We start from the raw sequence: 12,586 nt of genomic DNA on the forward strand, positions 1-12,586 counted from the left end.
ATTTAGAAATAGAGTGAGAGAAAAGACTGACGATCATCGTCGGTCTTTTTTGTTTCTAGCTTTATCGAAAATCCCACCGGAAGAACAAAGTAGTATAAAAAACTAAAAAGGCACCCGAAGGTGCCTTTTTCTTGAGCTTTTAACGATTACTCGTTATATGACTTACTCTTCAGAAGAGAAACCAGCGTTTAGAAGTGCCGCTAGGTTATCCGTTGCTTGCTCAGCAGAAGGACCATCTTGCGCTTCAGAACGTTTAGCTTGACGCTCTTGGTGGTATGCGAAACCAGTACCAGCTGGGATCAGACGACCAACAATTACGTTCTCTTTCAGACCACGTAGGTCATCACGCTTACCAGAAACCGCAGCTTCTGTTAGTACGCGAGTTGTCTCCTGGAACGATGCCGCAGAGATGAACGACTCAGTCGCTAGAGATGCTTTAGTAATACCTAGTAGTTCACGTTCGAAACGTGCAGGCTCTTTGCCTTCAGCTTCTAGGTTACGGTTAGCAATCTTAACTTGTGAGTACTCAATCTGTTCACCAGGTAGGAACTCAGAGTCACCAGAGTGAGTAATAGTACACTTACGTAGCATCTGACGAACGATAGTTTCAATGTGCTTATCGTTAATCTTAACGCCTTGTAGACGGTAAACTTCCTGTACTTCGTTAGCAATGTACTGCGTCACCGCGTGTACGCCACGTAGACGTAGGATGTCATGTGGAGACTCTGGACCATCTGCGATCACATCACCACGTTCAACTTTTTCACCTTCGAATACGTTCAACTGACGATGCTTAGGAATCATCTCTTCGTAAGCTTCACCGCTTTCACGTGTGATCACTAGGCGACGTTTACCTTTCGTCTCTTTACCAAAGCTCACAGTACCTGTGTGCTCAGCAAGGATTGCAGGCTCTTTCGGCTTACGTGCTTCAAATAGGTCAGCAACTCGTGGAAGACCACCGGTGATATCTTTGTTACCGCCAGACTTCTGAGGAATACGTGCTAGTGTTGCACCAACACCTACTGCTGCGCCATCTTCGATGTTCACAATCGCTTTACCAGGTAGGAAGTAGTGAGCTGGCATATCAGTACCAGGGATCATTACATCGTTACCTTGCTCGTCAACAAGTTTGATAGCTGGACGCATATCTTTACCTGCTGAAGGGCGAGCTGCTGGGTCAGTTACTTCGCTTGAAGATAGACCAGTTAGGTCATCCGTTTGACGAGATACTGTTACGCCGTCGATCATATCTACGAACTGGATGCGACCTGCTACCTCAGTAATGATAGGTAGTGTGTGCGCTTCCCAGTTTGCAACTGTTTCGCCAGCTTGAACTGTATCACCATCGCCTTTGCTTAGTAGCGTACCGTAAGGCAGTTTGTGCTTCTCTTTAGTACGACCAAACTCATCAACGATAGTTAACTCTGTCGCACGAGAAGTGATAACGATCTTACCGTCATCAGCCAATACAGATTTAGCGTTGTGTAGCTTGATAGAACCGTTGTTCTTAACTTGAACACTGTTCTCTGCCGCAGCTGTCGATGCCGCACCACCGATGTGGAACGTACGCATCGTTAGCTGTGTACCTGGCTCACCGATAGACTGAGCAGCAATAACACCCACTGCTTCACCTTGGTTCACTAGGTGACCACGTGCTAGGTCACGACCGTAACATTGTGCACAACAACCGAAGTCAGAATCACACGTTACTACAGAGCGCACTTTCATGCTGTCTACTGAGTTCTCTTCCATGATTTGACACCACTTCTCATCGATCAGGGTGTTACGTGGAATAAGAACGTCTTCAGTGCCAGGTTTTAGTACGTCTTCAGCAACAACACGACCAAGAGCAAGCTCAGAAAGTGCAACTTTAACATCACCACCCTCGATGTGAGGCATCATGTCGACACCTTCGTGAGTGCCACAGTCATGTTCAGTTACAACAACGTCTTGAGCAACGTCTACTAGACGACGAGTTAGGTAACCCGAGTTCGCTGTTTTCAGTGCCGTATCCGCAAGACCCTTACGAGCACCGTGCGTTGAGATAAAGTACTGAAGTACGTTCAGACCTTCTTTAAAGTTCGCTGTGATCGGTGTTTCGATGATTGAACCATCTGGACGCGCCATCAGACCACGCATACCCGCAAGCTGACGAATCTGTGCTGCAGAACCACGAGCGCCCGAGTCCGCCATCATGTAGATGCTGTTGAATGACTCTTGCTGTTCCTCTTCACCGTCACGGTTAACTACCGTTTCAGATGAAAGGTTTTCCATCATTGCTTTCGCAACACGGTCGTTGGTCGATGCCCAGATATCGATAACTTTGTTGTAGCGTTCGCCCGCAGTAACAAGACCTGATTGGTACTGTTCCTGGATTTCACGTACTTCTTCTTCCGCTTCTGCGATTTCAGTGTACTTAGCTGCTGGTACAACCATATCGTCGATACCAACAGATACACCAGAAAGTGCCGCGTATGCGAAACCTGTGTACATGATTTGGTCAGCGAAGATTACTGTGTCTTTCAGACCTAGTTTACGGTACGCCTCGTTAAGTAGGTTAGAGATTTGCTTCTTACCTAGCTTTTGGTTAACGATGCTGTACGGTAGACCAGCTGGCACGATTTGCCATAGCATTGCACGACCAACAGTGGTGTCTACCATCTTGGTTTCTGTAGTGCTGTTGCCATCTTCGTCTACAACAGTTTCTGTAATACGTACTTTAACGCGTGCGTGAAGCTCAGCTTGTTTAGTGCGGTATGCTTTCTCAGCCTCTTCTGGGCCAGAAAGGTACATGCCTTCACCTTTCACGTTGATCTTTTCACGAGTCATGTAGTACAGACCCAATACAACGTCCTGAGAAGGTACGATGATCGGATCACCTGACGCTGGCGACAGAATGTTGTTTGTCGACATCATCAGAGTACGAGCTTCAAGCTGTGCCTCTAGAGTTAGAGGTACGTGAACCGCCATTTGGTCACCATCGAAGTCCGCGTTGTACGCCGCACATACAAGTGGGTGTAGCTGAATCGCTTTACCTTCGATTAGTACTGGTTCGAACGCCTGGATACCGAGACGGTGAAGTGTCGGTGCACGGTTCAATAGTACTGGGTGTTCACGGATTACTTCGTCTAGGATATCCCAAACGACCGCTTCTTCACGCTCTACCATCTTCTTAGCAGCTTTGATTGTAGTCGCAAGACCACGAGTCTCTAGCTTGCTGTAGATGAATGGTTTGAATAGCTCAAGTGCCATCTTCTTAGGAAGACCACACTGGTGTAGACGAAGGTATGGACCTACTGTGATTACAGAACGGCCAGAGTAGTCTACACGTTTACCTAGAAGGTTCTGACGGAAACGACCTTGTTTACCCTTGATCATATCAGCAAGAGATTTCAGAGGACGCTTGTTAGAACCTGTGATCGCACGACCACGACGACCGTTATCTAGTAGCGCATCAACAGACTCTTGCAGCATACGTTTTTCGTTACGTACGATGATGTCCGGAGCAGCTAGCTCTAGAAGACGCTTCAAACGGTTGTTACGGTTGATCACACGACGGTATAGATCGTTAAGATCAGAAGTCGCAAAGCGACCGCCATCTAGAGGTACTAGAGGACGTAGATCTGGCGGAAGTACTGGAAGTACTGTTAGGATCATCCACTCTGGGTTGTTACCCGATGCGATGAACGCTTCTACCAGCTTAAGACGCTTAGTTACTTTCTTACGCTTAGTTTCAGAGTTTGTTGTCTCTAACTCTTCACGCATTTGTTCTGCTTCAGCGTGCATATCCATAGAACCTAGTAGGTCCTTGATAGCTTCCGCACCCATCTTAGCAGTGAACTCGTCGCCCCACTCTTCTAGACGATCTAGATACTCTTCTTCCGTAAGCATCTGACCTTTTTCTAGATCAGTCATACCTGGTTCTGTTACTACGTACATTTCGAAGTAAAGAACACGTTCGATATCACGTAGAGGGATATCCATCAGTAGACCGATACGAGACGGTAGCGATTTTAGGAACCAGATGTGAGCTACTGGTGAAGCCAGTTCAATGTGGCCCATACGGTCACGACGAACTTTAGTTTGTGTAACTTCTACACCACACTTCTCACAGATAACACCACGGTGCTTCAGGCGCTTGTACTTACCACAAAGACATTCGTAGTCTTTAACTGGACCAAAGATACGCGCACAGAACAGACCATCGCGTTCAGGTTTGAACGTACGATAGTTGATCGTTTCAGGTTTTTTAACTTCACCAAAAGACCATGAACGGATCATGTCTGGTGAAGATAGACCGATTTTGATTGCATCAAATTCTTCGGTCTTATGCTGTGCTTTTAGAAAGTTTAATAAGTCTTTCACAATCAGCTCCTGTAAGGAGTTAAAAGGAGCTCACTCGCTAAAGTGAGCACCTTCTTCCAAATAATCGCTTTGATTCTCTCGACTTTCATCAAGAGAGAAAGGATTACTCTTCGTCTTCTAGCTCGATGTTGATACCTAGCGAGCGGATCTCTTTCAACAGTACGTTGAACGATTCTGGCATGCCAGGTTCCATGCTGTGGTTACCGTCTACGATGTTCTTGTACATCTTAGTACGGCCGTTAACGTCATCCGACTTAACCGTTAGCATTTCTTGTAGCGTGTAAGCAGCACCGTATGCTTCTAGTGCCCATACTTCCATCTCACCGAAACGCTGACCACCGAACTGAGCTTTACCACCTAGTGGCTGCTGAGTTACTAGGCTGTACGAACCAGTTGAACGAGCGTGCATCTTGTCATCAACAAGGTGGTTCAGTTTCAGCATGTACATGTAACCAACAGTTACAGGACGCTCAAACGCATCACCTGTGCGACCATCAAATAGCGTTAGCTGACCTGATGTTGGTAGATCTGCTAGCTCAAGAAGTGCTTTGATTGACTCTTCTGGAGCACCATCAAATACAGGAGTCGCGATTGGTAGACCGCCACGCAAGTTCTTGATCAGAGTACGTACTTCATCATCAGATAGAGAAGCAATGTCTACTTTCTGGCGAGTGTCGCCTAGGTCGTAAACTTTTTGTAGGAACTCACGGAATTTCGCTAGTTCTTGCTGCTCTTTAACCATCTGGTTGATCTTGTCACCGATACCTTTCGCTGCCAGACCTAAGTGTACTTCTAGGATCTGACCGATGTTCATACGCGAAGGTACACCCAGTGGGTTAAGTACGATGTCTACAGGCTGACCTTTTTCATCGTATGGCATGTCTTCAACAGGGTTGATCTTAGAGATTACACCCTTGTTACCGTGACGACCCGCCATCTTATCACCAGGCTGAATGCGACGTTTAACCGCTAGGTAAACCTTAACGATCTTCAGTACGCCGGGTGCTAAATCATCACCTTGAGTGATCTTACGACGTTTAGTTTCGAACTTCTTATCGAAGTCAGCTTTTAGCTCGTCCCACTGCTCAGCAAGTTGCTCAAGCTGAGTTTGTAGTGCGTCATCTTCTAGCGTTAGCTCTAGCCACTTCTTACGATCAGTCGTGTCTAGTTTCGCTTCAGAGTAACCGCCTTCAATCAATACAGCTTTAACACGGTTTAGAAGGCCACCCTCAAGAATCTGGAATTCTTCAGTTAGGTCTTTCTTCGCTTCTTTAAGCTGCATCTGTTCGATTTCAAGCGCACGCTTGTCTTTCTCTACGCCATCGCGAGTGAAGACTTGAACGTCGATGATCGTACCTGATACAGAGTTAGGTACACGTAGTGAAGTATCTTTAACATCAGATGCTTTTTCACCGAAGATAGCACGTAGTAGCTTCTCTTCAGGCGTTAGCTGAGTTTCACCTTTAGGTGTTACTTTACCAACTAGGATGTCGCCACCCTTAACTTCAGCACCGATGTAAACGATACCTGACTCGTCTAGTTTAGACAGAGCAGATTCACCTACGTTTGGAATATCAGCTGTGATCTCTTCAGAACCAAGCTTAGTATCACGCGCCACACAAGTAAGTTCTTGAATGTGGATTGTCGTGAAGCGGTCTTCTTGAACTACGCGCTCAGATACTAAGATCGAGTCTTCGAAGTTGTAACCGTTCCAAGGCATGAACGCGATACGCATGTTTTGACCAAGCGCAAGTTCACCAAGGTCTGTTGAAGGACCATCAGCAAGCACATCACCGCGTGATACAGGCTCACCTGGCATCACACATGGGCGCTGGTTAATACATGTGTTCTGGTTAGAACGTGTGTATTTAGTCAGGTTGTAGATGTCGATACCAGCTTCACCTGGTACTAGCTCTTCTTCGTTAACTTTAACAACGATACGAGAAGCATCTACTGACTGGATTACACCACCACGTTTAGCAACTGCAGTTACACCTGAGTCAACGGCTACGTTACGTTCAATACCAGTACCAACAAGCGGTTTGTCAGCTTTCAGTGTTGGAACTGCCTGACGTTGCATGTTCGCACCCATCAATGCACGGTTCGCATCATCGTGTTCTAGGAACGGGATAAGCGATGCAGCGATAGATACAACCTGGTTTGTCGCAACGTCCATGTACTGAGCGTGCTCACGAGGGTGTAGACCAGATTCACCTTTCTGACGAGCTGTGATCAGCTCATCTGCAAAAGTACCATCTTCGTTTAGCTTAGCGTTCGCCTGAGCGATAACGAATTGGCCTTCTTCGATTGCAGACAGGTAATCTACTTCGTCTGTTACTACGCCATCTACAACGCGACGGTATGGTGTCTCTAGGAAACCGTACTCGTTACAACGCGCAAACGCAGATAGAGAGTTGATCAGACCGATGTTTGGACCTTCAGGCGTTTCGATAGGACATAGACGACCGTAGTGCGTTACGTGTACGTCACGTACTTCGAAGCCAGCACGTTCACGAGTTAGACCGCCAGGACCCAATGCAGAAATACGACGCTTGTGCGTTACTTCTGATAGCGGGTTGTTTTGGTCCATGAACTGTGAAAGCTGTGAAGAGCCAAAGAATTCTTTAACTGCCGCAGAAATTGGCTTCGCGTTGATCAAGTCTTGAGGCATGATTGCGTCAAGATCGCCTAGGCTTAGACGCTCTTTAACTGCACGCTCAACACGTACTAGACCTACACGGAACTGGTTCTCAGCCATTTCGCCTACAGAACGGATACGACGGTTGCCTAGGTGGTCGATATCGTCCACTTCGCCCTTACCGTTACGGATCGCGATCAGCTTCTTCATCACTTCGATGATATCAGTTTCATCTAGTGTGCCTTGCTCTTGAGCATCTTCACGGCCGATAGAGCTGTTGAACTTCATACGACCAACAGTCGATAGATCGTAACGCTCTTCAGAGAAGAATAGGCTTTCGAATAGAGCTTCTGCAGCTTCTTTTGTTGGCGGCTCACCAGGGCGCATCATGCGGTAGATTTCTACCAATGCAGAAATACGATCAACCGTGCTGTCGATACGTAGTGTTTCTGACATGAATGGACCGTGGTCTAGATCGTTCGTAAATAGAACTTCTAGCGCTTTGTGGCCAGCCTGAGATAGGTTCGCTAGTGCTTCCAGGCTGATTTCCTGGTTAGCGTTAACAATGATCTCGCCAGTTGCTTCATTGATGTAATCTTTTGATGCAACTTTACCTACGATGTACTCAACTGGTACTTCGATGTGATCAACACCATCTTTTTCTAGTTGGCGGATATGACGAGCTGTTACGCGACGACCTTGCTCAACGTAAACTTTACCATTCGCTTCGATGTCGAATGACGCAGTTTCACCACGTAGACGATCTGGAACCAACTCCATCAATAGAGTTTGGTCTTTCACTTCGAAGTTCACTTTCTCGAAGAAGAGATCTAGGATTTCTTCTGTCGACTTACCTAGTGCACGAAGAATGATCGATGCTGGTAGCTTACGACGGCGGTCGATACGAACGTACAAGTTATCCTTAGGATCAAACTCGAAATCAAGCCATGAACCACGGTAAGGAATAACACGTGCGTTGTATAAAACTTTACCTGAAGAGTGGGTCTTACCCTTATCGCTGTCGAAGAACACGCCTGGGCTTCGGTGCAGCTGGGATACGATAACCCTCTCGGTACCGTTAATTACGAAGGTACCATTGTCTGTCATGAGTGGAATTTCACCCATGTAGACTTCTTGTTCTTTAATGTCTTTTACAGTACCTGCTGGCGCGTCTTTATCAAAGATAACTAGGCGTAGTTTTACACGTAGTGGCTTTGAGTAAGTTACACCGCGGATTTGACATTCTTTAACGTCAAAAACTGGCTCACCAAGACGGTAGCTAACGTATTGCAGCTCAGAATTGCCGTTGTAGCTCTGAATCGGGAATACAGAACGGAAAGCGGCTTCAAGACCGTATTGACCTTCAGGATCCTGTTCGATGAATTTGTCGAACGAATCGAGCTGGATCGATAGCAGGTATGGAATGTCCAAAACTTGTGGACGAGTACCAAAGTCCTTACGGATGCGCTTTTTCTCGGTATAAGAGTAAACCATGGGGTTCCTCAGCTCGCTGATAAGTGACCCAAACTGTCCGCCCGCTCCTAGTTACTTAAGGGGGGTAAGGGACAGTGACTAATATAGCTGTTTACTGTAGTGACATTTCATTTCGTAAGAATGAAATGTTTTTTGCATGGATATCAGGCGCTTAAACAGCGGGAAAATTCGCCTATACCCTACAGCGCAAAAAGGCCGGTGGTTAAAAAACCACCAGCCAATTAGCCGTTAGGCTAAGAAACTATGCAATAATTACTTAACAGCAACAGTTGCACCAGCTTCTTCTAGCTGAGCTTTAAGAGCTTCAGCTTCTGCTTTCTCAACACCTTCTTTAAGAGGTGCTGGAGCGCCGTCTACAAGAGCTTTAGCTTCTTTAAGACCTAGGCCAGTTGCGCCACGTACTGCTTTGATTACAGCAACTTTGTTACCGCCAGCAGCTTCTAGGATTACGTCGAATTCAGTTTGCTCAGCAGCAGCTTCGCCGCCAGCAGCGCCGCCAGCTACAACAGCAGCAGCAGCAGAAACACCGAATTTCTCTTCCATTGCTTCGATTAGTTCAACAACTTGCATTACAGACATTTCTGCAACTGCGTCTAGGATTTGCTCGTTAGTAATAGACATAACAATTCTCTTTTAAGTCAACAATAAGTTTATTAAGCAACCAGTAAAAAGCAAGGCTTATGCCGCTGCTTCTTGTTTTTGATCGCGGATAGCTGCGATAGTACGCGCCAGCTTGCCAGCCGAAGCTTCTTTCATGCACATCATTAGGCGTGCAATTGCTTCGTCGTAAGTTGGTAGTGTTGCTAGTACTTCAGCGTCAGTTAAAGCGCCTTCATAAGCAGCAGCTTTGATCTCGAAATCTTTGTTCTCTTTAGCGAAGTCTTTGAAAAGACGCGCTGCAGCACCTGGGTGCTCATTAGAGAATGCGATTAGTGTAGGACCAGTGAAAGTGTCAGTTAGACACTCGTACTCAGTACCTTCAACCGCACGACGAGCAAGAGTGTTACGAACAACTCTCATGTAAACGCCAGCTTCACGAGCTTGTTTACGTAGAGAAGTCATCGCGCCAACTTGAACGCCACGAGAATCAGCTACAACTGCAGAAAGTGCACCACTGGCAGCTTCGTTGACTTCAGCAACAATTGCTTTTTTGTCTTGAAGGTTTAAAGCCATCTTGGATTTACTCCTGGTTGTCGTTACACCACTCACTATCATCACGACAGTGAGAGCTATTGAGGTGCTTCCCCAGAAGAAAGTTAACTATATTACATAGAGCTTTCTGTCAGTTCGGGCACCATCTACGTAGGATAATTAAGTTTGCTTTTACACAAACACCTACGGTCTTGGACGGAGACTGGGTCTTAATTCATTTCGAACTAGGAGACAGTTCAAAGAACCAAAGTTCAGCCCCAACCACAAATATTAGGCGCAAAATTATACACTAATTTTGCGCCTAAGCAAATAAATTATGCTTGAGTGTTCAGGCTAGCCTGATCAACAGCAACACCAGCACCCATAGTAGTAGAGATGCTTACTTTCTTCAGGAAAGTACCTTTCGCTGAAGATGGCTTAGCTTTCTTCAGAGCAACTAGAAGTGCTTCTAGGTTCTCTTTGATCTGCTCAGCAGAGAAGTTTGCTTTACCGATAGTAGTGTGGATGATGCCGTTTTTGTCGTTACGGTAACGAACCTGACCAGCTTTAGCGTTTTTAACTGCTTCAGCAACGTTAGGAGTTACAGTACCAACTTTAGGGTTTGGCATAAGACCGCGAGGACCTAGGATAGTACCTAGTTGACCTACAACGCGCATTGCATCTGGAGAAGCAACAACTACGTCAAAGTTCATTTCGCCTTTCTTAACTTGCTCAGCAAGATCTTCCATACCTACGATGTCTGCGCCAGCTTCTTTAGCTGCTTCAGCGTTAGCACCTTGAGTGAACACTGCAACGCGGATTTCGCGGCCAGTACCGTGAGGTAGTACAGTTGCACCACGTACGTTCTGGTCAGATTTACGAGCATCAATGCCTAGGTTAACAGCAACGTCTACAGACTCAACGAATTTCGCAGTCGCTAGTTCTTGAAGAAGAGCAACAGCTTCGTTGATTTCGTATTCTTTAGTTACGTCAACTTTTTCGCGGATTACGCGCATGCGCTTAGTTAGTTTTGCCATCTTATTAACCCTCTACCACTAGGCCCATTGAACGAGCAGTACCAGCGATAGAACGCTTCATCGCTTCGATGTCAGCACCAGTCATATCAGCAGCTTTAGTTTCTGCGATTTCTTGGATTTGAGCGTCAGTTACAGTACCAACTTTTTCAGTGTTTGGACGACCTGAACCAGACTTAACGCCAGCAGCTTTCTTAAGAAGAACTGCAGCAGGTGGAGTCTTAGTTACGAACGTGAAAGAACGGTCGCTGTATACTGTGATAACTACTGGAGTTGGTAGACCTTTCTCAATAGATTCTGTTTTTGCGTTGAACGCTTTACAGAATTCCATGATGTTCACACCGTGTTGACCTAGTGCAGGACCTACTGGTGGACTAGGGTTAGCCATACCAGCAGCAACTTGTAGCTTGATGTAAGCTTCAACTTTCTTAGCCATGATAATTCCTAAGTTTGGGTACAAACGCTAATCGCGGATCAGCTCCCCGTTTGTGTAAGAAACTTTTTACTTCACTTGAAGTAAAAAGGCGCGAAATTATAGTCATAATCCGCGCCTTATACAACCCTAAAAAGGTGATTTTTTATACTCTTTAACGAAGAGTCTTAGTCCAGCTTTTCAACCTGACCAAATTCAAGCTCAACTGGTGTCGCACGACCAAAGATCGAGACAGACACTTTCAGGCGGCTCTTCTCGTAATCCACTTCTTCAACAGTACCGTTGAAGTCAGCAAATGGACCTTCGTTAACACGTACCACTTCACCCGCTTCGTACATTGTACGTGGACGAGGCGCTTCACTCGCTTTCTCAAGACGATTAAGAATCGCGTCAGCCTCTTTATCCGTGATAGGTGCCGGACGGTCTGAGGTACCACCAATGAAGCCCATGACACGCGGCACACTGCGTACTAGGTGCCATGATTCATCGTTCATAATCATCTGAACAAGGACGTAACCTGGGAAGAACTTACGCTCAGATTTGCGACGCTGACCCGCGCGCATTTCTACTACTTCTTCAGTAGGAACCAGTACTTCACCGAATAGCTCTTCCATGCCGTGCATTTTGATATGCTCGCGCAGAGATTGAGCTACACGACCTTCAAATCCAGAGAAGGCTTGAACCACATACCAGCGTTTTTTTGGAGCTTCACTCATGAATAAAAACCCTCTATACCCCAGTTGCTAGAGCTACTAGACGAACCATAATTCCGTCAATACCCCATAGCACTAGAGCCATTACAATACTTACAGCTAAAACGATCAGTGTTGTTTGCATGGTTTCTTGGCGAGTAGGCCAAACAACTTTACGTACTTCCATACGCGATTCTTTTGCAAAACTGATCGCTGCTTTACCTTTAGTCGTTGTTGCTGCAACGCCTAAGGCAGCTGCAATAAGAACAACAACGCCTGCAGCACGAACCACTACAGACATTTCACCATACAGGTAATTACCCACAACAGCGGCAGCTGCCAATACGAAAGCGGCTAACCACTTAAACGTATCTGCTGCGTTTGAGCTATCAGGAGTTTCAGCATTATTTGCTTTCATAAAACCAACCTGTTACAAGTCTTAATATAGACGACAACAACCCCGCTGTTGCAGGGCAAACTCCATATCGCTGAAAAAATCAGCGTACTCTTCTTAAGATTAAGCATCTTTGCTTAATCTTGCTCTGCGCCCAACCCACTTCTGAACAAGAAAACAGCAAAAATAATGTTGAGTGCAGAAAAAGGGCATCAAATGATGCCCTTTTTGCTACTGGTTCGTCAAATCTAATTCAAGATTTTCCGAAAGCATCGCTAATTCGCTATGAATTAGTCGAAGATCTTAGCAACAACACCAGCACCTACTGTACGGCCACCTTCACGGATCGCGAAACGTAGACCTTCGTCCATTGCGATTGGTGCGATTAGCTCAACAGTCATCTGT

Annotated in this window: 8 protein-coding genes and 1 pseudogene; all 9 read right to left on the minus strand. The window is 46.1% G+C overall.

The genetic code is table 11. The features are described 5' to 3' along the window. Positions 1-162 precede the first annotated feature (162 nt). A complete protein-coding gene (rpoC, locus tag NL644_RS22870; RefSeq protein ID WP_005382514.1) occupies positions 163-4,365 on the minus strand; it encodes a DNA-directed RNA polymerase subunit beta' in 4,203 nt (1,400 codons plus the stop codon). Positions 4,366-4,468: 103 nt separating this feature from the next. After that, a complete protein-coding gene (gene rpoB / locus NL644_RS22875) occupies positions 4,469-8,497 on the minus strand; it encodes a DNA-directed RNA polymerase subunit beta (RefSeq protein ID WP_005397275.1) in 4,029 nt (1,342 codons plus the stop codon). 252 nt (positions 8,498-8,749) lie between these two features. Continuing rightward, positions 8,750-9,118: a 50S ribosomal protein L7/L12 gene (gene rplL / locus NL644_RS22880; RefSeq protein ID WP_005397273.1), complete on the minus strand. Its 369-nt coding sequence runs from the start codon at positions 9,116-9,118 to the stop codon at positions 8,750-8,752. A 57-nt stretch (positions 9,119-9,175) separates the two neighbouring features. Beyond that, the gene (rplJ, locus tag NL644_RS22885) at positions 9,176-9,670 is read right to left on the minus strand and encodes a 50S ribosomal protein L10 (RefSeq protein WP_005397270.1); all 495 of its coding nucleotides are present in this window, start codon (positions 9,668-9,670) and stop codon (positions 9,176-9,178) included. 293 nt (positions 9,671-9,963) lie between these two features. Then, positions 9,964-10,665: a 50S ribosomal protein L1 gene (gene rplA / locus NL644_RS22890; RefSeq protein ID WP_005384683.1), complete on the minus strand. Its 702-nt coding sequence runs from the start codon at positions 10,663-10,665 to the stop codon at positions 9,964-9,966. A 4-nt stretch (positions 10,666-10,669) separates the two neighbouring features. Next, a complete protein-coding gene (gene rplK, locus NL644_RS22895) occupies positions 10,670-11,098 on the minus strand; it encodes a 50S ribosomal protein L11 (protein ID WP_005384682.1) in 429 nt (142 codons plus the stop codon). A gap of 164 nt (positions 11,099-11,262) precedes the next feature. Continuing rightward, positions 11,263-11,811, minus strand: a complete 549-nt coding sequence (nusG, locus tag NL644_RS22900) for a transcription termination/antitermination protein NusG (RefSeq protein ID WP_005384681.1) — start codon at positions 11,809-11,811, stop codon at positions 11,263-11,265. Positions 11,812-11,824: 13 nt separating this feature from the next. After that, entirely contained in the window at positions 11,825-12,205 is a 381-nt protein-coding gene (gene secE, locus NL644_RS22905; RefSeq protein WP_005397258.1) for a preprotein translocase subunit SecE, read from the minus strand. A 266-nt stretch (positions 12,206-12,471) separates the two neighbouring features. Beyond that, positions 12,472-12,586, minus strand: a pseudogene (locus NL644_RS22910) (elongation factor Tu); the annotation flags it as partial.

The sequence above is a fragment of the Vibrio sp. Y10_XG_PY6 genome (genome assembly GCF_024181795.1).
GTDB classification, from domain to species: domain Bacteria; phylum Pseudomonadota; class Gammaproteobacteria; order Enterobacterales; family Vibrionaceae; genus Vibrio; species Vibrio diabolicus.